The sequence below is a fragment of the Microbulbifer maximicatervae (SeqCode) genome (assembly GCF_056232625.1).
The window spans coordinates 3,386,301-3,410,952 of record NZ_CP174324.1 but is presented as its reverse complement, the minus strand read 5'-3'; the positions used below and the strand labels follow the sequence as shown (position 1 = coordinate 3,410,952).

21 protein-coding genes are annotated in these 24,652 nt (G+C 53.0%); 15 read left to right on the top strand and 6 right to left on the bottom strand.

Translation table 11 applies throughout. The features are described 5' to 3' along the window. Nucleotides 1-258 precede the first annotated feature (258 nt). Both ACJJI6_RS14915 and alaE read right to left on the bottom strand, forming a co-directional pair. Complete coding sequence (locus ACJJI6_RS14915; protein WP_444895362.1) at nt 259-960, bottom strand: aspartate/glutamate racemase family protein; 702 nt, start codon at nt 958-960, stop codon at nt 259-261. Between the two features lie 40 nt (nt 961-1,000). Then, nucleotides 1,001-1,498: an L-alanine exporter AlaE gene (alaE, locus tag ACJJI6_RS14910; RefSeq protein ID WP_413664185.1), complete on the bottom strand. Its 498-nt coding sequence runs from the start codon at nt 1,496-1,498 to the stop codon at nt 1,001-1,003. Between the two features lie 242 nt (nt 1,499-1,740). Between alaE and ACJJI6_RS14905 the strand changes: the two genes are divergently transcribed. Further along, nucleotides 1,741-2,286, top strand: coding sequence for a PadR family transcriptional regulator (locus ACJJI6_RS14905; RefSeq protein ID WP_444926528.1), 546 nt, complete (start codon nt 1,741-1,743; stop codon nt 2,284-2,286). Nucleotides 2,287-2,382: 96 nt separating this feature from the next. Beyond that, nucleotides 2,383-2,871 carry a DUF1203 domain-containing protein gene (locus ACJJI6_RS14900; RefSeq protein ID WP_475711035.1) on the top strand — a complete coding sequence of 163 codons (489 nt, stop codon included), beginning with the start codon at nt 2,383-2,385 and terminating at the stop codon, nt 2,869-2,871. Nucleotides 2,872-3,006: 135 nt separating this feature from the next. On the opposite strand, the gene ACJJI6_RS14895 is transcribed toward ACJJI6_RS14900, so the two are convergent. Both ACJJI6_RS14895 and ACJJI6_RS14890 read right to left on the bottom strand, forming a co-directional pair. Then, nucleotides 3,007-4,152 carry a beta-ketoacyl-ACP synthase III gene (locus tag ACJJI6_RS14895; protein WP_475711034.1) on the bottom strand — a complete coding sequence of 382 codons (1,146 nt, stop codon included), beginning with the start codon at nt 4,150-4,152 and terminating at the stop codon, nt 3,007-3,009. Between the two features lie 159 nt (nt 4,153-4,311). Continuing rightward, complete coding sequence (locus ACJJI6_RS14890; protein WP_413664189.1) at nt 4,312-5,004, bottom strand: ComFC family protein; 693 nt, start codon at nt 5,002-5,004, stop codon at nt 4,312-4,314. 180 nt (nt 5,005-5,184) lie between these two features. On the opposite strand from ACJJI6_RS14890, the gene bioB reads away from it, so the two are divergent. Genes bioB through bioC form a run of 3 tightly spaced genes read left to right on the top strand, consistent with a single transcriptional unit; the run spans nt 5,185 to nt 8,965 of the window. After that, a complete protein-coding gene (bioB, locus tag ACJJI6_RS14885; RefSeq protein ID WP_475713460.1) occupies nt 5,185-6,234 on the top strand; it encodes a biotin synthase BioB in 1,050 nt (349 codons plus the stop codon). Continuing rightward, nucleotides 6,231-7,424, top strand: a complete 1,194-nt coding sequence (gene bioF, locus ACJJI6_RS14880) for an 8-amino-7-oxononanoate synthase (protein ID WP_475711033.1) — start codon at nt 6,231-6,233, stop codon at nt 7,422-7,424. Before bioB ends, bioF begins: the two co-directional genes overlap by 4 nt. Beyond that, nucleotides 7,421-8,965, top strand: a complete 1,545-nt coding sequence (gene bioC, locus ACJJI6_RS14875) for a malonyl-ACP O-methyltransferase BioC (RefSeq protein ID WP_475711032.1) — start codon at nt 7,421-7,423, stop codon at nt 8,963-8,965. The genes bioF and bioC overlap by 4 nt, the downstream gene beginning before the upstream one ends. Before the next feature lie 46 nt (nt 8,966-9,011). Here the strand turns inward: bioC and ACJJI6_RS14870 are convergent, their stop codons facing one another. Next, a complete protein-coding gene (locus ACJJI6_RS14870; protein WP_445359356.1) occupies nt 9,012-9,500 on the bottom strand; it encodes a L,D-transpeptidase family protein in 489 nt (162 codons plus the stop codon). Nucleotides 9,501-9,732: 232 nt separating this feature from the next. On the opposite strand from ACJJI6_RS14870, the gene bioD reads away from it, so the two are divergent. The 3 genes from bioD to ACJJI6_RS14855 all read left to right on the top strand — a co-directional run bounded on the left by bioD (nt 9,733) and on the right by ACJJI6_RS14855 (nt 12,607). Beyond that, nucleotides 9,733-10,419 (top strand): dethiobiotin synthase, encoded by a 687-nt coding sequence (bioD, locus tag ACJJI6_RS14865; RefSeq protein WP_475711031.1) that lies wholly within the window; start codon nt 9,733-9,735, stop codon nt 10,417-10,419. Nucleotides 10,420-10,524: 105 nt separating this feature from the next. Next, complete coding sequence (locus ACJJI6_RS14860) at nt 10,525-12,306, top strand: acyl-CoA dehydrogenase C-terminal domain-containing protein (protein WP_475711030.1); 1,782 nt, start codon at nt 10,525-10,527, stop codon at nt 12,304-12,306. Between the two features lie 109 nt (nt 12,307-12,415). Next, nucleotides 12,416-12,607, top strand: coding sequence for a DUF3094 family protein (locus tag ACJJI6_RS14855; RefSeq protein ID WP_413664201.1), 192 nt, complete (start codon nt 12,416-12,418; stop codon nt 12,605-12,607). Here the strand turns inward: ACJJI6_RS14855 and ACJJI6_RS14850 are convergent. Beyond that, nucleotides 12,604-13,074, bottom strand: coding sequence for an EVE domain-containing protein (locus tag ACJJI6_RS14850; RefSeq protein WP_475711028.1), 471 nt, complete (start codon nt 13,072-13,074; stop codon nt 12,604-12,606). The two genes, ACJJI6_RS14855 and ACJJI6_RS14850, sit on opposite strands and share 4 nt — an antisense overlap. A 121-nt stretch (nt 13,075-13,195) precedes the next feature. On the opposite strand from ACJJI6_RS14850, the gene ACJJI6_RS14845 reads away from it, so the two are divergent. The 7 genes from ACJJI6_RS14845 to ACJJI6_RS14815 all read left to right on the top strand — a co-directional run bounded on the left by ACJJI6_RS14845 (nt 13,196) and on the right by ACJJI6_RS14815 (nt 24,423). Further along, a complete protein-coding gene (locus ACJJI6_RS14845; protein ID WP_475711027.1) occupies nt 13,196-14,284 on the top strand; it encodes a sensor histidine kinase in 1,089 nt (362 codons plus the stop codon). A gap of 4 nt (nt 14,285-14,288) precedes the next feature. Next, the gene (locus ACJJI6_RS14840; RefSeq protein ID WP_475711026.1) at nt 14,289-15,104 is read left to right on the top strand and encodes a LytR/AlgR family response regulator transcription factor; all 816 of its coding nucleotides are present in this window, start codon (nt 14,289-14,291) and stop codon (nt 15,102-15,104) included. Nucleotides 15,105-15,245: 141 nt separating this feature from the next. Then, nucleotides 15,246-18,341: an efflux RND transporter permease subunit gene (locus ACJJI6_RS14835; protein ID WP_475711025.1), complete on the top strand. Its 3,096-nt coding sequence runs from the start codon at nt 15,246-15,248 to the stop codon at nt 18,339-18,341. Beyond that, the gene (locus tag ACJJI6_RS14830; RefSeq protein WP_475711023.1) at nt 18,338-19,459 is read left to right on the top strand and encodes an efflux RND transporter periplasmic adaptor subunit; all 1,122 of its coding nucleotides are present in this window, start codon (nt 18,338-18,340) and stop codon (nt 19,457-19,459) included. Before ACJJI6_RS14835 ends, ACJJI6_RS14830 begins: the two co-directional genes overlap by 4 nt. 117 nt (nt 19,460-19,576) lie before the next feature. Further along, a complete protein-coding gene (locus ACJJI6_RS14825; RefSeq protein WP_475711021.1) occupies nt 19,577-19,813 on the top strand; it encodes a hypothetical protein in 237 nt (78 codons plus the stop codon). A 399-nt stretch (nt 19,814-20,212) separates the two neighbouring features. After that, nucleotides 20,213-23,308, top strand: a complete 3,096-nt coding sequence (locus ACJJI6_RS14820; protein ID WP_475711019.1) for an efflux RND transporter permease subunit — start codon at nt 20,213-20,215, stop codon at nt 23,306-23,308. After that, nucleotides 23,305-24,423 (top strand): efflux RND transporter periplasmic adaptor subunit, encoded by a 1,119-nt coding sequence (locus tag ACJJI6_RS14815; protein WP_475711018.1) that lies wholly within the window; start codon nt 23,305-23,307, stop codon nt 24,421-24,423. Before ACJJI6_RS14820 ends, ACJJI6_RS14815 begins: the two co-directional genes overlap by 4 nt. Nucleotides 24,424-24,652: the final 229 nt, after the last annotated feature.

Genomic DNA, 24,652 nt, shown 5'->3' with positions numbered 1-24,652 from the left:
CGCTTTTGGTACAAGAAAAATTTTCCTTCTGCTGTGGGGGGAGCAGAGGCGCTTCAGTGAACGTACCAATAGAGAAGTAGCCTGCCAGCCCCGTCTGTTCAGCCCTTGGATCGGGTAGCCGGGTTGTTGGCAGGGAGTTAATCCACAGATTGCATCTGATTACATAGAGGGATCTAGCAGCAATTTACTAGGTTGGATGGGTAGTTTAGCGACAGCTCCAGAACAAATTGCGCGGGAGCTGCCGTGAGGAAATAGTATTCAGGCAGCCTGGGGAATGCGCTCTTGCAGCAATTGCAACATACGCTCTGAGGGAAGGAAAAGGCGAATGCCATCGCAGTGTGCGAGCAATTCCCGATAAAAATAATCGAAATGGGTGCAGCCCAAAATCAGGATCTGTACGCCGCTTTTCACCAATGCCGCGACCAAGTCATCAAGGGCATGTTGGCGAACAATCATTTCTGCGGCGAGGCCGTCCTCGATATCTTCCACAATTTGCAAGTTGCCAATACCGATGACTTTGGCGGTTGTATTGCGCTCGAGTATTTCCCGCTCGATATTGGCGCAGCTTTGGCAGTTGGCGGCCAGCAGTCCAAAGTTGCGGTAGCGCTGGGTAAGCTCAGCGTAGACCTCGAGAGGGGATACCACCTCAATGGGGGAAGCAGCTTTTACCGCCGTCATATCCACAGCACCGGAAAGTGAGTTGCAGTAGATCATGGCCGCTTCTGCACCGGCCTGGTACAGCTGCTCAATGGCTTCGATCAATTGTTGGGTAAGGGCGTCGCGCTCCAGCGCTTGCAATTGAGTCTGGGCCTGGGGAGAGGAAGATAGGGATAGGCCCACGCCACGAAGTTGGCGCGCGGCGAGGAAGTCCAATCCGAAGCGGGTATCTGTGGGGGTGCCGGCGACCACGCCAACGGTCATGGAACTGTTTTCAATGGCGTTATCGGTCAACACAGTCATGTTCCTCTCTCGTAATGCCTAATCGAGTATCGGTGACCCCTCAGGCAGCGCGTTTGCTCCACAGGGGGACAAGCGTATTAATCCACACTCGGCGCACCCAGTCGAGATAAATTCCGTAGGGGCGGCCAAGAGCTCCCGCGATGAGCATAAAAGTAATACTGGCGGTGGCAATTTCGTCCCAGCTGGCCCCACCGAGGCGCATATTGGCCATATATAGCGGGAACTGGAAGCTGAGGAATACAAAGGTGTCTACCAGATAGGCATTGATAAAGCCGCCGCCCCCAAAACGGTTCACAATCCAGTTGCGATACATACTGAATGGACGGGCGATAAGGGTATTGAATACCAGGGCCATCAGGCGAACTTTCAGGTGTTCGTTCCAACTCATACCCGCCAGAACCAGCTCGATGGGGATCGCTACAGCCCAAGAGAAGCTATTCATGGCGAAGATGTCCAGCATAAAGTCCCAGCGGCGCGCACCAGAAGCCTTTTCATCTGGGGCATCTGGACTGGATGGGGATAGTGCGGGCGCGGACATTGGGCAAACAACCTCGTAGACAGTGGCCGCCTAAACGACTTTGGCGACAGGCCGGCGATTATATCTCCAATTTGCATAAAAGCTAGCCTTACATCTCGACTGCCAGTTTCTCTCGATACATTTGTCCTATTTTTTAATGTTTTTTTAATCTAATTATCTTGTTATGGAAATCTGACTGCTGGTCACGAATAGCTGGCACCGGTTAATATGCAACTCTTTGCATAAGATGAGTTGGAGTTTTCATGTCCTTGCGCTTTGCCGTTCTCACCTTGCTGGATATTGAGCCCGGCAGTGGTTATGACCTTAAGCGGCGCTTTGAACGCAGCGTCTCCCACTTCTGGAGTGCCAGCCATCAGCAAATGTATCGCGAGCTGCACAAGTTACATGAGGAGGGCCTGCTGGACTGTGAAGAGCAAGCCCAAGAAGGCAAGCCGGACAAGAAGGTCTATAGCCTCACGGATCTAGGCCGCGCCGAGCTGCGTGACTGGGTCACTCAGCCCAGTGCGCCGCAGAAGATTCGCGAGCCTTTCCTGGTGCGTATGTTCGCCGGTCACAACCTGAGCAAGGATGAAATGCGAGGTGCTCTGGAGGCCCAACTGCGCCAACATCGCAGCTCCCTGGAAAGTTACCAGGAGCAAAATGAGCGGGTATTAAAGAGTGATACAGCACTCCAGGAGCGTTACTGGTTGGCACATCAAACCCTGCTTTTGGGTATTGAGGCGGAAAAGACCTGGATCAGTTGGGCAGAAGGCCTGCTGAGTGAGCTTGAAGAGTCCGTAAAAAAATAACCGCTACTCGCTTGGAATGACGTGCCCGAATCTGGCCAGCGATGCCGTTTGGTGTTCAGTAACCTCGCTCTTTTAGCAAGTGGGGTGACCTTAGCCATGACTTTTACCGTAACACCTATCCGCGAAGATTTTTTAGAAAAGGTTCGTCAAGCAGGTCTAGATGATCTAGGGCAGCCGGTACGGCAGCTGAGCGCCAAGGGCGGTGAGCCATGTCGTGATGTGCGACGGCGCGCACGGCCGGGGGAGAAAATCTTCCTGGCGAGCTACTGCCCTTTCTCTTTTGCCGGTCCTTACCGGGAATACGGGCCTGTATTTGTACTGGCGCAGCCGCAGCCGGAACAAGACTTCAGAGCACAGGACAGCTTCCCCCCGCTAAATAATAATGCGGAAGATTATTTCAAGAGTGGTGTGCCACTAGTGCTTCGCGCCTATAGCGCTGAAGAGCACATCGTGTCTGCGAAATTGGTGGGCCCTGAACAAATAAAAACAGAAGTGAGTGAATATTTTATGCAGGATGAGATTGATTTCGCTCTGCTGCGCTTCGCTGCTTATGGTTGCTATGCGCTGCGGCTGGATCGCGCATAGTTTTAATAGATATTTGTGAAGGCCAGGTCGCCGGTAAATAAAATCCTGATGTCAGTGGGAGTGAGAACCACCGGTCTTTTTAGTAGTTGTTTCGGAGTTCAGTATTTATTCCCGAACTCCGAAAATATTTCAAAATTAAATGGAGATTTTTTCCAATACCAAGCTGCCAATGGAATAGCCCGCGCCAAAGGAACAGATAATTCCCCGGTCACCGACCTGCAAGTCATCGCTGTGTAAATTAAACGCGATAACTGAGCCGGCACTTGCCGTGTTGGCGTAGCGGTCCAGAACGATGGGCGCGCGCTCAACGCTTGCATTGTCACCCATTAGCTTCTTGGCGACCAGGTTGTTCATATTGATATTGGCCTGATGGAGCCAGTAGCGGCGCACGCTGTGAGGATCGGTGTCCGTCTCTTGCAGGTGGGCTTCAATATGAGACGCCGCCATGGGGCAAACTTCTTTAAATACCTTTCGGCCATTCTGGCGGAACAACTTACCGGGACCAAATGGGTCCACATCGGCGGCGCGAGCGGTGTAGCCAAAGTTCGAACGGATATTGTTGGAGAAAACGGTTTTCGCTTTGGTGCCGAGAATTTCCCAGGCGCTTTCGACAGTACAGGTTTCTCTGCGCTCGATAATGCTGGCTACGGCTACATCGCCAAAGATAAAGTGGCTGTCTCGGTCGGTGTAATCCACTTGTGGTGAGGCCAGCTCGGCATTGATAACCAGTACAGTTTTGGCTGAGCCAGAGCAGATCGCATCCACCGCACGCTGAAGTGAGAAGGTGGCTGAGGAGCAGGCCACTTCCATATCAAAGGCAAAACCATCGATACCCAGTGCACCTTGGATTTCAATAGCAATAGCGGGGTAGGCGCGCTGCATATAGGAGGCACCGACAATGACCAAATCAATGTCAGACGCCTGCTTATCGGCTTTCTCCAGGGCTAGTCTGGCGGCCTTTAAGCCCATTTCGGCTTGTACACTCAGCTCGTCATCTGCGCGCTCGGGAATAAGGGGGCGCATACGCTTCGGGTCAAGGATGCCATTGCGGGTCACCACATAGCGGCTCTTGATGCCTGAGGCCTTCTCGATAAATTCTGCAGAAGAGAAAGGTTTTGCTGCGCGCTCACCGGCCTCGATCTCTTGAGCATGCTCAAGATTGTACTGCTCGGCATGGGTGTTATAGGCATCTACTAACTCTTCATTGCTAATAGATTCCGGTGGGGTCCACAGGCCTGTGCCGCTGATGACAATGCCCCGTGGCAACTTGTATTCACTCATCGCTGAATTCCTGGCCCGCGACAACAGAAATGCGGGCAATTTAGTCGCTGTTAGAACCTTAGCAGTGCTGGCAGAAGAGGGACTGAGGCGCCAGAACGGCAAGGTAAGCTATTGTGACGTTGGGGTGACTATGGGTCTATTTGTAGTCGCGCCGAACAGTCATGGCGTTCTGGCCAAAACGAAGGCGCTGACCTGTTTTGCCCCGGCTGTGAGTAGCTGGCGAGTGATGATTTCAAGGGTCGCTCCCGTGGTTACAACATCGTCTACCAGGCCGATATGGGCACCCGATATTTCTCCGCGCACGGCAAAGCTGTCAGACAGGTTTTTCAGCCGTTGGTTGCGGCTGAGTTGAGACTGGGTTTTGGTGGAAGTTGTTTTGCGCAGTAGTTGCAGATCTACTGGCAGGCACCAGTTTTGCCCCAGACCACTGGCAATAAGTTGAGCCTGGTTGTAACCGCGTTGCCAATAGCGACGCCAGTGCAGAGGAACCGGGGTAAGTATGTCAGGCATATCCTCTGGAAGCCCCAATTGGCGGGCAGCTAGCTGTATAAGGCTGTGTCCGGCGGCCAGGTCCCGGTGGTATTTGAAATGTTGGATTAAGTGGTTGATTGGGTAAGCGTATTGCCAGGCAGCGCTGATCTTCTTTAAGGCGGGTGGCCTCTGTAAACAGGCCGCGCAAATATTATCTTTTGCCGCCGCCAAGGGTAGGGCGCAGTAGCGGCAACCACGGCCTAGCGCCGGTAGTTCCTGAGTGCAGGCAGAACAGATTCCAACCTCTCCCGATGCTCCGCCGCACAGCAGGCAGCGGGCCAGACTTTGGGCAAGTTTTCTACTGAAAAGCTTGTAAACCATATCGTCTCTTCCGAGTTGACAGCGGTTTGGCCGTGGCTAAACTGGCCAGTCTGGTGGATTGAACGGCAGAGGCTGAATTAGAGCCCGCTGATCGATTCCACTAGAGCCTGCTAACAGGCTGTGAGTATCCGATTTTAATAAGCAACAGAGAGAGTACGCCCTGTGACTGCCGCCCAGCAAATGCCCGCCGCAGAGATCCGCCACGACTGGACCCGCCAGCAGGTACTGGACCTCTTCGCCATGCCGTTTAGCGACTTGATGTTTACCGCGCAGCAAGTGCACAGAGCTTATTTTGACGCCAATCGGGTACAGGTCAGTACCCTTTGCTCTATCAAGACCGGTGCTTGCCCTGAGGACTGTGCCTACTGTCCCCAAAGTGCCCGCTATGACACCGGGCTGGAGCGGGAAAAACTGATGAAGGTTGAAAAGGTGTTGCAGGAGGCAAGGGCAGCTAAGGCCGGCGGTGCTACCCGTTTCTGCATGGGGGCCGCCTGGCGCTCCCCCAAGAAAAAAGACATGCCTTACGTGACCCAGATGGTACGAGAAGTAAAGGCGATGGGTATGGAAACCTGTATGACCCTGGGCATGCTAAATGATGATCAGGCCCAGGAGTTGGCGGATGCAGGCCTCGATTACTACAACCACAATTTGGATACTTCGCCGGAATATTACGGTGAGATTATTACCACTCGCACTTACCAGGATCGCCTGGAAACCTTGGGGCGAGTGCGTTCAGCGGGAATGAAGGTCTGTGCTGGTGGCATTGTGGGAATGGGTGAAGGCGATAAAGATCGCGCCGGGTTATTGATGCAATTGGCGAACCTGCCGGAGCACCCCGAATCAGTGCCCATCAATATGCTGGTAAAAGTCGCAGGTACCCCGCTGGAAGAACAAAAGGACCTGGATCCCTTCGAATTTATTCGCTGCATTGCTGTGGCCCGTATCATGATGCCGAAATCCCATGTGCGCCTATCCGCCGGTCGCGAGCAGATGAGCGATGAGATGCAGGCAATGGCTTTCCTCGCCGGCGCCAACTCTATTTTCTACGGTGAAAAACTGCTGACGACCGCGAATCCGGAAGCTAACGAAGATATGCAGTTGTTCAGTCGCCTGGGTATTAAGCCAGAAGAGTATCAGCAGTACGCCGATGAGGCTGAGGTGGAAGCAAAATTGAACGCGCAGATCACCGAACAGCAAAATGATGCCTTCTTCTACGACGCGGCCAAATGACCCTGAATGAAGTCCTGCAACAGCGCCTCGCCGAGCGCCGCCAGCAGAATCTGTACCGGGAGCTAAAAACCCTCGATCGTGCACCCGGGCCGCGAGCCCGGGTCGATGGGCGGGAGCTACTGGTATTTAGCAGTAACGACTACTTGGGGCTTGCCAGCCGCGAGGAAGTCATCGCAGCACAGAAGGCGGGAGCGGAGTGTGGTGCAGGCGCCACAGCCTCTCACCTGGTTAATGGTCACCTAGATATTCATCACCGCTTGCAGCAGTGCATCGCCGAGGTAACCGGGCGAGAAGCGGCGCTGATATTCTCGAGTGGCTACATGGCGAATATCGGCACTATTTGTGCCCTGTTGGGGCGAGCCGACAATATTGTTTCGGACAGGCTTAATCACGCCTCACTGATTGACGGTGCCCGCTTGAGTGGCGCCAACAGTCTGCGCTTTGCCCATAACGATCTCGCTGGCCTTGAACGCCAATTGCAGCGCGCTACTAGCCGGGGTGGCGCTACTTTAGTAGCGGTGGATGGCGTTTACAGCATGGATGGTGATTTGGCCCCTCTGGCTGAGATTGCCACTCTGTGTAAGCAATACAGCGCCTGGTTAATGGTTGATGAGGCCCACGGCTTTGGCGTAATGGGTAGCGAAGCATACCCACTGGCGGGCAGCTGTGCCCTGGCGGGGCTGTCCCAGGAACAAGCCCCGGTTGTGATGGGTACCCTGGGTAAAGCGGTTGGCAATGCCGGTGCCTTTATTGCGGGCTCCCGGTCACTGATAGATTTCCTCACCCAGTTTGCGCGGCCCTATATCTATACCACCGGAATGACGCCAGCAGTGGCTGCCGGCGCCCTGGCGGCTATCGAACTGATCCGTGATGAGCCCCAGTTACAGGGGCGTTTGCGGGTAAATATCGCCTATTTTCGCCGGAGGGCACTACAGCTCGGCCTACCTCTACAGGCGTCGGCCAGTGCGATACAGCCGCTGGTGTTGGGCTGTGAAAACACCGTGATGGCGGTTGCCAGAGAATTGCAAGAGCGCGGGTTCCTGGTGGGTGCCATTCGCCCGCCTACCGTGCCGCTGGGCACTGCACGCTTGCGCATTACCCTGAGCGCGGCTCACCGGACTGAGGATATCGATGAGTTACTAAATGCGTTACAGCAGGTTTTGCAGGGCGCAGGGGTACTGGATAAGTGACACAGGTTGAACACTTGGTTTTCCTGCACGGGTGGGGCGGGAATGCACTCCTTTGGCAGTCGCTTGTAAAAACCCTCGAGAGCCGTACAGAAGTCCAGCTCCACTGTATTGAGTTACCTGGCTTTGCGACACAGGGTGCTGAAGATTGGCCCCCGCTAGAAGCTTTGCTGCAGAAGCTTTACCTGCAGCTTCCCCCTCGCTGCATTCTGGTTGGCCACTCCCTCGGCGGCATGTTGGCTGTTCGCTTGGCTTCTATGGTGGAGCAGGACAAAGTGTTGGGTCTAGTGACCATAGCTGCCAATGCCTGCTTTGTGGAACGAGATGGCTGGCCGGGCATGGCCGAGAGCACTTTCGAGGCATTTTTCGATGCTTTTACATCATCTCCGGAGAGTACCTGGGAGCGATTTTGCTCGCTGCAGGCACGGGGTGATAGCGCCATGCGCTCTTTGCTTAAAGACCTCAAGGCACAAAAACCTCAAATAAATAGTGATGCCTGGCGGGGAGCATTGTGCTGTCTGGCAGAGTTGGATAACCGCCAATACCTGGAACGTCTGTCCGTGCCCGCACGGCACCTGTTTGGTGACAGGGATGCCCTGGTTCCCATTGAGGCTGCTCGGTCCATTGAGGCGTGTGGGGGCACTATTAAAGTCATACCCGAGACGGGCCATTTACCCCATTGCACCAAGGCTGATATCGTCGCTGAATATCTATTCGAGTTTCTGGGGCCTATTGGCCCCCCCCCGGCTGAGCCGTTTGATAAGGCTGCGGTAGCTCGCTCTTTTACCCGGGCAGCACAGGGCTACGATGATTGCGCCCATCTGCAGCGGGCAGTCTGCCGGCAACTGTTGGCCCAAGCCGATGACAGCTGGGCACCCCGTACGATCCTCGATTTGGGCAGTGGCACCGGATTCGGTACTGAACTGTTGCGGCGGCATTTTCCTAAGGCGCAAATTATTGCCCTGGATCTGGCGGAGGGGATGCTGAAATTTGCCCGGACGCAAAGACCCGAAGCTGATGGTTACGTTGCGGCCGATGCCGAGCAGTTACCCCTGGCGGCGGGTAGTATTGATTTGGTGTTTTCAAGTATGGCGCTGCAATGGTGCTACCGCCTGCCGCAATTGTTTGCTGAGTTGCAGCGAATACTGGCCCCTGAAGGGCGGTGCCTGGTTGCCACCCTTGGCCCTAAAACCCTGGTGGAATTGAAACAGAGTTGGGCTCAAGTGGATGGGGGTGTACATGTCAATCAGTTCCTGCCCGCCGAGCAATGGCGTGAAGCGGCACTGCACAGTGACCTCAGCGGATTGGTTACGGATGAATTGCGCCTACTGCACTTTGATAGCCTGCGCCAGTTGATGCGGGAGCTTAAGGGAGTGGGTGCACACAATATTAACCGGGCGGCGGATAAAGGTATGACAGGTCGCCGCAAACTGCAGCACTTGTCCGTGGCCTATGAGAATAAGCGGGAAGAGCGTGGATTGCCGGTAACTTACGAGGTGATCTATATGAATCTCACCGCTTGCAGGGCAAAAAAATCCGGCTGACCTGCGCCTATCGCAACGCAGGGAGCCGGGTGCAAGATTGAAGAGATCAGGGGTAGATGTCGATAGGGATTGGCGTCTTCACCAGAGCCCAGATTTCGTCCATTTCGCGATTGGAGGCCACGGCGATACAGCCATCGGTCCAGTTGGTGCGGCGCAGGTGTTTTTCCATATAGGACCACTGGGGCTTGATACCGTGGATCATAATGTCACCGCCGGGACTGACCCCCATTTTGGCTGCCCGTGCACGGTCCTGCTTGTTGGGATAGGACACGTGGATTGAACGGTAAAAACGGCTGTTGGGATTCTTCCAGTCCAGTGTGTAGCGGCCTTCAGGGGTGCGCTCGTCCCCCTGGCGAACCTTGTGTCCCCTGGGGTTATCGCCAAAAGACACGGTATAGCTTTTCACGACACGGCCGTCCCGTATCAGCTGCATGAGTTTCTTGGACTTATAAACTACGACGTGGTCAACGGGATCAACTTTCGCTGAAGCAAAGATTGGCACCAGCAGGAGCAGGGCAAAGGTCAGGTATCGCATGGTCTTTAAGCAGTTCGGGTAGTTGTCGGTTATTTCGCAATGACACCGCATCCCTGCTGTCTGTCCCCTTTAAAAGGGGGTTATTGTGTGAGCGCAACCCCGTGCCTTCTTATCGATGTACGGCCTGATTTGTTCAAAATTTGCGCTACCGGGTTAATTTATCACCATCTAAGTGGCGTGAAAAGTCACGTCATGAAAAAAGTTAACTTTTATTGGAGGAGGGGGTTAGGCCTTGGCAAAAACCTATTTTATCGCCGGTACTGACACCGAGGTCGGCAAGACATATGTGAGCGCCGCACTGCTATCGGCAGCGGCGGAGGCAGGCTTGCAAACGGCGGCAGTGAAGCCTGTGGCATCTGGATGTGAGCACACGGATGATGGCCTGCGCAATGAAGATGCCCTTTTGCTCCAGGAAGCGATGACTCTGAAGCTGCCTTACCAGCAAGTAAACCCCTTTGCCCTGGAGCCCGCTATTGCCCCACATATAGCGGCCGCAGAAATTGGCAAACAGTTAAATGTTGCGCGGATGGCTGGCGTCTGCCGGGGAGTGATGTCTGCAGGGGCCGACCTGGTTTTGATTGAAGGTGCTGGTGGCTGGCGCACCCCGCTGGGCCCAAGAAGCTTCCTTTCACAATTGCCTCGGGAGCTGAATTTACCGGTAATACTGGTGGTGGGTATGCAGCTCGGTTGTATCAACCACGCACTGCTCACCGCTGAAGCGATCCGTCGCGACGGTCTGCCGCTGGCGGGTTGGGTAGCTAATTTCGCCCGTGATGGGATGGCTCGAGCCGATGAGAATCTGCAGACATTGAAGGCCCTACTGCCCGCCCCTCTGCTAGGTACCCTTCCATTCGACACCGCTGCGGACTATCGCAATGGTGCGCAATATCTGGATATAACTCCGCTTCTACCTCACTGACCGCTGCAGTTGTCGGGCTCGCAAGGGCCCGAGACTGTTGACATTGGGACGCTTCGGCCCTAGATTCAAACGAGCGTTTGAAACACTTGAATGAGGACCGGGAGCATGGCCGACTATAAGGCGCCACTAAGGGAGATGAACTTCCTACTTCACGAGGTATTTGCTGCGGAAAAACTCTGGGCGGAATTGCCCGGGTTGGCTGGAGCGGTAGATCGTGAGACCGCAGATGCGATTCTCGAAGAGATGGCCAAGCTGGCTGCCAACACCCTGGATCCGATCAATCGCACTGGCGACGAAGAGGGTTGCCAGTGGAATGACGGTGTGGTGACCACGCCGAAAGGCTTTAAAGAAGCCTATGCCACCTTCTGTGAAGGCGGTTGGGGTGGACTGCTGGGCAACCCGGAATACGGCGGCATGGGTATGCCGAAAATGCTGGGCGCTCAGGTTGAGGAGATGATCAATGCTTCAAATATCTCTTTTGCACTCTACCCGGTTCTGACTAACGGCGCCTGCCTGGCAATTGATGCCCACGCCAGTGATGAGCTGAAAGAAAAATACCTGCCCAAGATGTATGAAGGCACCTGGGCTGGTGCCATGGGCCTTACCGAGCCTCACGCCGGTACAGACCTGGGTATTATCCGCACCAAGGCTGAGCCCCGTGGCGATGGCAGCTTTAGCATCAGCGGCAGCAAGATCTTTATTACCGGCGGTGACCAGGATCTGTCCGAAAATATTATCCACCTGGTATTGGCAAAATTGCCAGGCGCACCCAAGGGACCTAGAGGCATCTCGCTGTTCCTGGTGCCCAAATACAAGGTGAACGAAGACAACAGCATCGGCGAGCACAATGATGTGAACTGTGGCTCGATCGAGCACAAAATGGGTATCAAGGCCTCCGCTACCTGTGCGATGAACTTCGACGGTGCCCAGGGTTGGCTGGTCGGCGAGGAGAACAAAGGACTCGCGGCCATGTTCACCATGATGAACTACGAGCGCCTGGGTGTCGGTATCCAGGGCCTCGGCGCTTCAGATCGCTCCTATCAAAATGCTGTTGAATACGCTCGCGACCGTATCCAAAGCCGCTCTCCAGCGGGCGCCAAGCAGCCGGAGAAAGCCGCAGATCCCATCATTGTGCACCCGGATGTGCGTCGTATGCTGCTCACCCAAAAAGCTTTGGTGAACGGCGGCCGCGCCCTGTCCACTTACGTGGCCAAGTGGTTGGATATTTCCAAGTTCGGCGAGGGTGAAGAGAAAAAGAACGCGGAGAATATGGTTGCCTTGCTGACCCCGGTGGCCAAGGCCTTTACTACCGATATGGGATTGGATTGCACGATCCTCGGTCAGCAGGTCTTCGGTGGCCACGGTTATATCCGCGAATGGGGCCAGGAACAGTTGGTGCGCGATGTGCGTATTACCCAGATCTATGAAGGAACCAATGGTATCCAGGCTCTGGATCTGGTGGGGCGCAAGACTGTAGCTACCGGCGGTGCTCTGTTCGAGTTGTTTGCTGCAGATGTACAGGGTTTTATCGATGCCCAGATTGATCGCGAGGAAATGGCCGAGTTTATCCAGCCGCTTATCGCTGAGATGCAACGCCTGCGTGAAGCAACTGAGAATATGGTTGCCGCCACTCAGCAAGACCCCCACGCACCGGGTGCGGCTTCTGTAGAGTACCTGCACCTGTTCGGCTACGTCGCTTACGCCTTTATGTGGGCGAAAATTGTGTCTGCGGCGCTGCCGAAAGCGGAGGCGGATAGCTTCTACAACGGCCAGATAAAGACAGCGCGCTTCTACTTTGCTCGCCTGTTGCCACGCACCCAGGCATTGGCCGGTAGTGTCAATGCAGGCAGCGCTAGCTTGATGGACTTGGAGGAAGAGCTGTTCTAACAGCTCCCTGCGAAAGTGTTAAAAAGCCCCGCATTGCGGGGCTTTTTTGTGGAGCTGTAGAAAGCTTTCTCCTAAACTCAGGGCACAAAAATAACGAGCGAAAGTGCCCATGTTAGATCCCTCCGAAAAGAAACTCTCCGATGAAGACCAAGCCAAGGTCGATAAATACCTGCAGTCCGGCATTAACAGTGTCGAACGCAAGCCTTTCCGCCCCTGGGTACTGTTACTCGGCTTGTTAGCGTTATTGACCCTGCTATCGTTGCTGAGCCTGTATATCGCCCAGACAAAAGGTATCGTTTAGCGCGGCGTGGAGCTTCCCAAGTGCTGGAGTAGCTGCCATTCGTCACCGGAAACTGGCTGGATAGACAGGCGCCCCTGTTTTACCAGCACCATCTCTGCCAATTGGGGGGTGCCCTTGATTTCTGCGAGGGGCACCGGCCGTTGGAACTCACTTCGCCAGCGAATATCGACGCAGTACCAGCGCGGTTTATCCTCGCTGGCCTTGGGGTCAAAGTACTTGCTTTCTGGGTCGAACTGGGCCGGATCGGGGTAGGCAGAGCGAACCACTTCAGCGGTGCCCACAACTGCCGGCACCTTACAGGCACTGTGATAAAACAGCACGCCATCTCCTTCCTTCACCTTATCGCGCAAAAAATTGCGTGCCTGGTAATTGCGGATACCATCCCAGCGACCGCAACCGCTGGATTCGGCAGCGAGGTCCTGGAGGCTGTATTCATCGGGCTCAGATTTAAATAACCAGTAGGTCATGCGGCAGTTTGTCTCTTTGCTGCGCCGGTTGGTGTTTCGCCGGCTCTCGACGCCATTTAGTATGAAGCTGCCGATTAGTGTCAAATCGGCGCATAGATTTTTACCCAGTAAGCGGGAGATTATGGGAAGCAAAACACTTCAGTGGCTCTCACAGAAGCTGGCCAGTCGTCGCTCACAGTACTGGGCCCTGCAGCTCTCTGGTTGGGGGGGCTATACGCTGTTGACCTTTGTAGGCAGTTTTTTCTGGGTGAATGATCACTGGATTCACTCTGGCTACATCATAGTTGCCACTACTTCGGGAGTTGTTCTCAGCGAGAGCATGCGTTTGGGTTTTCACCGCCTGTGGAGTATGCCTCCAGCGCTGCGATTAATAGGTTCTTTATTGCTGGTAGTGATGGCGGCGGTGATTTGGGCGGCAATAAAATTCAGCGGCTCTCTGTGGCTGTATGGTCACGATGGTGATGAGCACCCGGCACTCCTGGCCATCTATTGGTTCACCTATTCATTTCTGATTCTGATGACCTGGGCGGCGCTCTATTACGGCATCAAGTATTACCGCTCCTCTCAGGCGCAGCAGGAGAAGGCGTTGCGGGCGGAATCAATGGCGCATCAGGCTCAATTAAAAATGCTGCGTTACCAGTTAAACCCGCACTTCCTGTTTAACACACTCAACGCAATCTCCACCTTGATCCTCGATAATGACGGGCGCACGGCCAACAATATGGTGACGCGCCTATCTCAATTCCTGCGCCATTCTCTGGATAATGACCCCATGCAGAAGGTCACCTTGGCGAAGGAGGTTGAGGCGCTGATGCTGTACCTGGACATTGAAAAGGTGCGCTTCGCCGATCGCTTAGGGGTGAATCTGGATTTACAGGGGGAGTCCCCCCAGGCCCTGGTGCCGAGCCTGTTGCTGCAACCGTTGGTTGAAAACGCGATCAAATACGGGATTGCACAACTGGAGTGGGGCGGTGAGATTGGCATCAAGTCACGGGTTTTCGCCGGCGAATTGTTACTGGAGGTCAGCGATAACGGCCCCGGTATGTCAGAAGAGGAGCTGCGCCTGATTGGCAAAGGCTACGGAGTGGGTATTCGCAATACCTGTGAGCGCCTTAAGGCTCTTTATGGCGATGACCAGAGAGTGCGTTTCCGCAATCGTCCGGAAGGGGGCTTGTCGGTAAATATTCGTATTCCCTTTGAACAGGAATAAAGAAATGAGTGGAGTAGAGATCCTGAGGGCGATCGTTGTCGATGATGAACCCCTGGCTCGTCGCGGCTTGCGACTGCGCCTGGAGCGGATGGCTGATATCGAGGTGGTTGCAGAGAGCGGCAATGGTCGCGATGCGTTGGAGAAAATACTGGAGCTGAGGCCCGATGTAGCATTTGTGGATATCCAGATGCCCGGCGTAAACGGTTTGCAACTGGTTCAGTTGATTCCGTTGGACTCTCTGCCTCATGTGGTATTTGTCACGGCCTACGACCAGTATGCGGTAGAGGCTTTTGAAATCAATGCGGTGGACTACGTATTAAAACCCATCGAAGAAGAGCGCTTGGAGTTGGCTCTTACCCGAGTCAGGAAACAGAGAGCCAACGCTGATATCGCTAACCAACGAGAGCAATTACTCGAAGCTGTTGCCGATCTGACCAAGGAATCCCCCGAGGTGCTGGAACAGAAATTGGTTAGCGGGCAATTTGCCGGCAGTGCCTACCCGGACAAAATTGCAGTGAAAGATGCGGGCAAAATCACTTTGGTGCCCTCCAGTGAGATCGACTGGATCGATGCTGCTGGTGATTATATGTGTGTGCACGCTCGGGGTGAGACCCATGTGATGCGTATCACCATGAAAGAGCTGGAGCAGCAGTTGGACCCGAAATTGTTCCAACGGATTCATCGTTCGACTATCGTCAATTTAAGTCGAGTAAGAGAGATACGAGCCCATATTAATGGTGAATACCACTTAGTTCTGGATAGTGGTGAATGCTTGAAAATGAGTCGCAGCTACAAGAATAAAGTACAGCACTTCCTCTAATCTATACGGACCAGTGGCTGCTGCCATCATGTAGAGTTATTGGTCTGCTCTAAATTTCTAAGTAATTAGTCTTTAAGGCCTTGCCTCATTTTTTTTTTCCTTTAGTGTTCTGTCCCAATTACAAAAAGAAGGGTCCATGGAATGGCACTCACTCGCGCCGCTCTAAAAAATCCTGCAGCTGCGGGGGTAGCTGTGGTTATGGTTGTATTGCTTGGTGCATTCCTTGCCGGCCGACTGCCTGTGCAACTTTTCCCGGATATCACAAGTCCCCGAATTACTATTGAGGCTGATTGGCGAGCGGCAGCGCCGAAGGAAGTTGAGGCAGAAATTGTCGAACCTATAGAGTCAGTTCTACAAGGGCTTGCCGGTCTTGAAATGATGCATGTCAATGCAGTCCGTGGCGGTGCTTGGGTGAACCTGGAGTTCGCCATGGGTACTGACATGGATAAAGTACTGATCGATGTTATCAGTCGCATGAGCAGTTTGCCCCCACTGCCGCGAGATGCTCAACCCCCTCGGGTCATGGTCGGAGGCTTGTTTGGTAATACCCCGCCCCTTACTTATTTCTTTTTGCAAAAGCTGCCGGGAAACGCCACTCACCTGGATGAATACGCCGGCCTTATTGAAGATGTGCTCCGGCCGGAGCTTGAGTCAATATCAGGGGTTGCTGGTGTTCAGGCTCAGTCTGGGCGTGCAGCCCGGGAAGAATTGCAGGTTATTTTCGATCCGTGGAAAGCGGCTGAACTCGGTATTCAATTGCCAGCGGTGAGTCGCCAGCTTGCCTCAGCACGTGATGTTTCAGGTGGTTTTACGGATGTAGGGCGTCGGCGTTATACCCTACGTTTTATTGGAGAATACAAACCACAGGAATTATCGGAGCTAATACTTGAGTGGCGTGATGGCCAGCCGGTGCGTCTTGGTGATATTGCTGAGGTAAGGGTTGGACCGTCGGAAGCTCGTGGTGCCACTACTCAAAATGGTAACCCTGCGGTATCACTACGAATTGATCGCACTAATGATGCCAATATGCTCGCGACACTCGATCGGGTTAAGAAGAAAGTTGCAGAGCTTAATGAGACCAAGCTGAAGAATGAGAAACTGATATTGGTGCAATCCTTTGATGCTTCAATATTTGTCTACCGTGCCTTGAACCTGCTTGGTGGCAACATGATTCTAGGCATCATTCTAGCAGTGGGAGTGCTCTGGTGGTTCATGCGGCGCATGCGAGCCACCCTGATTGTAGCTGCTGCAATACCGATTTCTCTTCTGGCCACATTTATTGCCCTGTCAGCGGCAGGGCGTAGTCTCAATGTCATTTCACTGGCTGGACTGGCTTTCGCCACGGGAATGGTGCTGGATGCTGCGATTGTGGTGCTTGAAAATATCGTTCGTCTCAGGGAGAAAGGGGTAAATGCTAATGATGCCTCTGAGCGTGGAGCGGGCCAGGTTTGGGGCGCATTGTTGGCAAGTACAGCGACAACGGTGGCAATCTTTTTACCGGTATTTTTTCTTCAAAGTATTGAAGGTCAAGTTTTTGGAGATCTCGCTCTAACTATTGCGGTTGCAGTAGTATTTTCTCTGTTAGCAGCAGTTGCGATAGTACCGTTGGCTGCGAAACTCTGGCTTCCTTCGATTTCCAGCGAAGATCGGCTCAAGGGGGTTTGGGATTCTATTACGGGTCGTGTTATGAAGTTGACACGTACTCCAGCCAGGCGTTGGCAAGTCATTGTCGGATTATTTATTGTACCTGTCGCCGCCACTTATTTTTTCCTACCTAATCTCGATTATCTCCCGCCGGTAAAACGTGACGCAGTGGATGTATACATGAACTTTCCCTCCGCGTTCAATAAAAAAACGTTGGAGACAGAAATTGTTAATGTGCTAGATCGCCGCATGGCGCCCTATATTAGCGGTGAAAAGGAGCCCGCCCTGAAAAACTATTACGTTATTACCTGGTCGGGGGGCGGCAATATGGGGGTGCGGGTAAAGGATATGGATAAAGCTAAGGACATGGAACGTATCTTGCGCGAAGAGGTTTTAGTTGATATTCCTGATGTCCAGGCTTTTGCTGCTCGTGGTAATTTATTTAGCCGGTTCGGAGGGGATCGGAGCATCGAGTTACACCTCCAGTCTCGAGATGCTGATGCACTGATGGTGGCAGCATCTCACGGTGTAGATGTGATTAAATCCTCACTACCGGGAACGCCAGTACGAACTAACCCCGGTCTGTCTCTTGCTGAGCCTGAATTAAGTGTTATACCAAATGATCGTGCCATGCTTGAACAGGGCTGGAACCGTCAGGATATGGGCGGCTTGATCCGTACTTTGGGCAACGGCCTTTATGTGGGCGAGTATTTTGATGGTGAAAAACGGCTGGATGTGATTTTTAAGGCTCAGCCCTGGAGTATGCCGGAACAACTACAGAATACCCCGCTGGTAACACCCCGTGGAGATGTAGTTCCCCTCAGTCAACTTGCTGATGTGGAACGTACTGTAGGGCCTGGTAGTCTCCGTAGGGTTGATGGACGCCGTACTATTACTCTCCATATTGTGCCACCAGATGAAATATCTTTAGAGGAAGTACGTGCACTGTTAGAAGCAGAGGTACTGCCAGAAATTAGAAAAGCTCTGCCGGAGGACGGCAATATTTTGGTAGGGGGGAATGCGAGCGATTTGGATAAAGCATTGATCTCTCTTTCTCAGAATTTTCTCTTGGCACTGCTGATTTTATTTTTATTAATGAGTGCTTTATTTCGCTCTCTACGTGATGCAGGCCTGGTACTCCTCACTGTGCCTCTGGCAACAGTAGGAGGTGTATTGGCATTACAGGTACTGAACTTAATTAGTTTCCAGCCGCTTGATTTACTTACCATGATTGGTTTTGTAATTTTATTGGGGCTCGTAGTGAACAATGCAATTCTTCTAGTTCACCAAACTCGTGTGGCAGAGTCTGCTGGCACAACACGGGATGAGGCTGTAGAGCAAGCCTTACGCCTGCGTTTGCGCCCCATTTTTATGAGTACTTTAACAAGTGTTTTCGGTATGTTGCCTCTGCTAATTGCCCCAGGTGAAGGCAGTGTAATCTATCGCGGATTGGCCGCCGTGATTGTTGGCGGAATGGCTATTAGTACCTTATTTACACTGGTTTTATTACCCGCACTTTTGCAAACAGGACGTTTGCCCCTTCCCCAATTCATCCGCTTACGTCAAAGATTGGCAGAGAGGAGTTCCCAATGAAAAAACGAGTAGCGTGTATAGCTTTATTCTTTGTCGTCTCGGTACCGGTGTTGGCGCAAAATGGAGCTATTGCGGTTTTGGTAGATAAAGCGGAAATTCGTGAGATGGCGCCCAGTCAATGGTCGGCGGGCAAGGTAGTGAGCCGCCGGGATATCCGAGTATCCTCGGAGCTGGATGGTTTATTAGAATTCGTTGCGGAACCGGGCAGTTTTGTAAGAAAAGGAGAAGCACTTTCCAAGTTGGATACCACTCACTGGCGCCTGCAATTGAGCAATAGTGAGAGCCGTATTGCTCATTTACGCGCTCGTCTTATTTACATGGATGCTCAGCTGAACCGATTAAACGCATTAGCGGAATCCAATAGCACTTCGCGTGCGGCGCTTGAGGAACAGCAGGCGGAAAGGGAAGCGATGGCTCAGGATTTGTTAGCCGCTGAAATTGAGCGTGATAGGCGTGCTTACGAGTTTTCGAAAACGACAATTGAGGCACCATTCGATGCTTTAGTGGTGAGTCGTGAGTTACAGGCAGGGGAATATGTACGTACCGGGTCGGAGCTTCTGCGAGCTTTGGATATGTCACAGCTCGAAGTAGAGGCGGATATTCCCATAAGGGCTCTGCCGTTGATTGGCCCTGGCGATACGATTGCCTTGCGAAGTGATGTTACATCCGCTTCGGAGGGTGGGGGTACTAGTGAGATTATCTTTACTGGCCGGGTTCGACAGTTTGTGCCAGTGGCAAGCGAGAACTCCCGCCGCGTAAAACTAATGGTAGAGTTGCCACAGAGTCCTACTGAACAGTGGGATTGGATTGTAGGCATGCCGGTACAGGTGTCAGTTCCTATTTCAAAGGCTCGTGAGGCGACAGTAGTACCAAGAGACGCTCTCGTATTACGAAATGGCAATACATTCGTGTATCGAGTAGGCGAGGGGGATAAGGCAGAGCGAATGTCTGTGCGTGTCGGTAGTGGTGACGGTGAGTGGGTGTCTGTAAGTGGCGATCTTACCAAGGGCGATCGCGTAGTAGTGCGTGGTGCTGAGCGCTTGCAGCCTGGACAGGAAGTTAAAGTATTGTCGAATGTGGTGCGTGATAAAGAGCCGTTACAGTCGGGTAGTGGATAACGGCCAGTTTGTGACTGATCGCGGAGTCTTATAGAGTGGTGTTGAGAAGCTGAGTTAGTAAGTTTGGAATCGCCACACTCGAACAGTATTTTTAGCGGATTGCGGGTGACAATAGCTATGCGATCCCTGCTCACTTTGCTTCTCGTATTCTTTTGCTCTGTTTCGAAATCCCCGGCTCGATCAAACTGCCCGCCTCTCGGAATAGAGCTTGTTGTAGTGAAAGATGCGGGGCAAATAACTTCGGTGACCCCCAGTGAAATCGACCGGATCGATGCTTCTGGAAACTATATGTGTATGCATGTCCAAGGCGAGCCCCATGTGATACGTATCACTATGAAAAACTTGGAGCAGTAGTTGGATCCGAAACTCTCCTAGCGCATACACCGCTCAATCATAGTAAACTTAAGTCAAGTATGAGAAATACGTGTCCATATTAATGACGAATACCACCTGGTGTTAGATTGCGGTGAATGTCTAAAAATGAGCCGCAGCTATAAAAATAAAGTCCAGCATTTCCTCTGATTCATAAATTTTTTATGGCTCTCCAATGGGGCAGTAAAGCAGGTGGGTTTTCCGCTGTAACGCTGCCTCTTAAGGCGTGAATTTCATTTATTGAAGGTGTCTTTTCTTTCCCGTAAATTAGCAGGCTCTTCATGGTCTGATCGAATTTTCCTGGCAACTAGTCGCAACTTCCTTGTAAGGAATTTAAATTCCGTTAGCCTCCAGGGCCAATAAAAGACTGGAGCTGAGGTAATGGCACTAACACGCGTCGCTTTAAAAAATCCCGCCGCTGCGGGGGTCGCAGTGGTTATGGCCGTTCTGCTTGGGGCTTTCCTTGCCAGCCAGCTGCCGGTTCAACTTTTTCCGGATATTGATAATCCGCGTATCGCCATTCAGGCGGGCTGGAGAGCAGCTGCACCGAAGGAGGTGGAAGCGGAAATTGTTGAGCCGATTGAGTCTGTTTTACAAGGCCTCACTGGCCTGGAAATGATGCAAGTTAACGCCGGTCGCGGCGGCGCCTGGGCAAATCTTGAATTTGCCATGGGTACCGATATGGACAAGGTGCTGATTGACGTTATCAGTCGTATGAGCAGTCTGCCGCCATTGCCCCGGGATGCGGAACCACCGCGAGTAATGTTGGGTGGCTGGGGTGGCGATGCCACAGCTCTGACTTATTTCTTTCTGCAAAAATTACCTGATAACCAGAATAACCTGGATGACTACGCCGGACTGATTGAAGATGTACTGCGCCCGGAGTTGGAGTCGGTGCTCGGAGTTGCCAGTGTCCAGGCCCAGTCTGGGAGTGCGGCACAGGAAGAATTACAGGTGATTTTTGATCCCTGGAAAGCAGCCGAACTGGGAGTAGAGTTGCCGGCGGTGAGTCGACAATTGGCGTCGGCCAGGGATGTCTCCGGTGGATTCACCGATGTGGGACGGCGCCGTTATACTCTGCGCTTTATCGGCGAATATGAACCGAAAGACTTATCCGAATTGGTGCTGGAATGGCGCAATGGACAGCCCGTACGCCTGGGTGATATTGCCGAAGTCAAGGTGGGACCTTCAGAGCCGCGCGGCGTCACCACGCAAAATGGCAACCCGGCAGTTTCTCTTCGTATTAACCGTACCAACAATGCCAATATGCTGGCTACTTTGGAGCGAGTTAAACAAAAAGTCGCTGAGCTGAACGATACTAAATTGAAAGCTGAGCAGCTTGTGCTGGTGCAATCATTTGATGCATCGGTGTTTGTTTATCGGGCCTTAAATCTGCTCGGCGGTAATATGATTTTGGGCATCGTATTGGCTATCGGAGTGCTCTGGTGGTTCATGCGGCGTATGCGTGCGACCTTAATTGTTGCTGCAGCGATTCCTATTTCATTACTTTCGACCTTTGTGGTGCTGTCGGCCGCAGGCCGCAGCGTTAATGTCATCTCTCTGGCAGGGCTGGCCTTTGCTACCGGTATGGTGCTCGATGCCGCGATAGTAGTGTTGGAAAATATTGTGCGCCTGAGGGAAAAAGGCAGTGGAGCTGAGGAGGCTGCGGAGCAAGGTGCAGGCCAGGTCTGGGGTGCGCTGTTGGCCAGTACCGCAACTACGGTTGCGATATTCCTACCGGTGTTTTTCCTAAATAGCGTTGAAGGGCAGGTTTTTGGCGACCTAGCCCTAACCATTGCTGTGGCGGTGGTGTTTTCCCTGCTGGTTGCAGTGGCTGTGGTTCCCCTGGCTGCACGCTTGTGGCTCCCCCCTATCTCTACCAAGGACCGTCTCTCCCGAGTGTGGGAAAAAATAACGGCGCGGGTTATGGCTTTGACCAATACCAGGGCGCGTCGTTGGCAGGTTATTGGTGGGCTTTTATTAATGCCGATGATTGCGACTTATTTATTCTTGCCAAACCTGGATTATTTACCGCCCGTTAAAAGGGATGCGGTCGATGTGTGGATGAATTTCCCTGCATCCACCAATACCAAAACTCTGGAAACAGAAATCGTCAATGAGCTGGATAAGCGTATGGCACCCTACATGAGTGGTGAGCGCGAACCTGCTCTAAAGAATTACTACGTGATCACCTGGCCTAATGGCGGCACTATGGGAGTGCGGGTTAAGGATATGGATCAAGCTAAGGAGATGGAGAGAATCCTGCGGGAAGAAATCCTGGTGGATATCCCTGATTTCCAAGGATTTGCTGCACGGGGTAATCTGTTTGGCCAATTTGGCGGTGACCGCAATATCGCCCTTCATCTGCAATCCCGTGATGCTGAAGCTCTAATGCGTGCGGCTGCCCTTGGGGTGGAGGTTGTTGAAGAGGTGATGCCGGGAACGCCGGTGCAGACCAACCCAGGCTTATCTTTATCAGAACCTGAATTGACAGTGCGCCCCAATGATCGCGCAATGCTGGAGCAGGGCTGGAATCGCCAGGATATGGGCGGACTGGTTCGAACGCTGGGCAATGGTCTCTATGTCGGCGAGTATTTTGACGGTGAAAAGCGCCTGGATATTATTTTTAAAGCGCAGCCCTGGAGTACCCCGGAGCAATTGCAAAATACGCCGTTGGTAACGCCTCGTGGGGAAGTGGTGCCGCTTAGTCAGCTGGCCAGTGTGGAGCGTACCGTAGGGCCGGGTAGTTTGCGTCGGGTCGATGGTCGGCGCACCATTACACTGAATATTGTACCGCCGGAAGATGTGTCGCTGGAGGAGGTGCGGGCACAGCTGGAATTGAGTGTACTGCCACAAATACGTGAGGCCTTGCCTGCTGATGGCAGTATATTGGTAGGGGGAAATGCCAGTGATTTGGATAAGGCCCTGGCTTCGCTTTCTCAAAACTTCCTATTAGCGCTGCTAATTTTATTCCTGCTGATGAGTGCACTGTTCCGCTCCTTGCGGGATGCCTCTCTGGTATTGCTCACCGTGCCCCTGGCGACGGTGGGCGGCGTGTTGGCGCTACAAATTTTAAACTTGATCGATTTCCAACCACTGGATCTGCTCACCATGATTGGCTTTGTGATACTGCTAGGCCTGGTGGTGAATAATGCTATTTTGCTGGTGCACCAGACGCGAGCGGCAGAAATGGCAGGTAGCACTCGGGTGGATGCTGTAGAGCAGGCTTTGCGCCTGCGTTTGCGCCCTATTTTTATGAGTACCCTGACCAGCGTGTTTGGCATGTTGCCACTGTTGGTTGCTCCCGGTGAAGGCAGTGTTATCTACCGCGGCCTAGCCGCAGTGATTGTGGGCGGCATGGCAGTGAGCACGCTCTTTACCCTGGTTTTATTGCCGGCATTACTGCAAACCGGCAGCCTGCCACTACCCAAATTTGCGGCTATGCGCGAAAGGTTTGCCCTGAGGAGTTCACAATGAAGAAATTACTCGCAGGTATCGTTTTATCTCTGAGTGCCAATGGCGTTTGGGCGCAAGGCGATCCTATTGCGGTATTGGTGGACCGGGCCCAAGTTCGGGAAATTGCTCCGAGCCAGTGGTCTGCAGGTGAGGTGGTGAGCCGACGAGATATCCTGGTTTCTTCTGAACTGGATGGTGTGTTGGAATTTGTCGCTGAGTCCGGCAGCTTTATTAAAAAGGGTGAGCGCCTAGCCGAGCTGGATAGTACTCATTGGCGATTACAGCTGCGCAATAGTGACAGTCGTATCGCACAACTGCGTGCGCGGTTGACCTATATGGATGCTCAGTTAAATCGACTGAGTAAGTTGGCGGAAACCAATAGTACCTCCCGAGCCGCATTGGAAGAGCAGCAGGCTGAGCGCGAGGCAATGGCTCAGGACCTGATTGCGGCTCAAATTGAGCGCGACCGACGGGCCTATGAATTATCTAAAACAGCCATTGATGCACCCTTTGATACTTTAGTGGTGAGCCGCGATTTACAGGCGGGAGAATATGTGCGCACCGGTTCGGAATTACTGCGAGCCCTGGATATGTCACAGATGGAAGTGGAGGCGGATATTCCCCTGACGGCCCTGCCGCTGATTCGCATCGGTGACACAGTGGCACTGCGCAGTGATTCTGTCTCTCTGCCGGGAGAGGCACGGGTGGATGATCAATTATTTAGCGGCCGGGTACGTCAATTTGTGCCTGTGGCCAGCGATCGCTCCCGGCGAGTTAAGCTGATGGTAACTTTGCCACAGAGTGCGCCGGAGCAGTGGGACTGGATTGTCGGTATGCCGGTACAGGTCTCTGTGCCTATTGCGCAGGCCCAGGCCACCATGTCTGTGCCAAGGGATGCCTTGGTTTTAAGAAATGGCGATACCTTCGTATATCGAGTGGGCGAGGGGGATAAGGCTGAGCGATTATCTGTGCGTATCGGCAGTGGAGATGGTGAATGGGTGTCGGTAAGCGGTGATCTCACCAAGGGTGATCGTGTGATAGTGCGTGGTGCTGAGCGCTTGCAGCCTGGACAGGAAGTTAAAGTGCTGTCGGAAGTGGTGCGGGATAAAGAGCCATTACAGGCGGGTAGTGGCTAATTCCTGATTTTCCCTGAAGGCCTTCTGATCAAATACAGGGTGACTCGCTGCTTGTGATCGCCCTGGCCCTCCTAATCTTTCGCCAAGCAATGATGTTCCCTCCCCATCCAAACTATTTGTGGGTACATCGACTAAATAATAATCATTCGCATTGACTGACGTATATTTGTTCAAATATCATCCGCTCCGTTTATGGTGCCTCTGCACCGTTCACTGATTTGGAATGAGG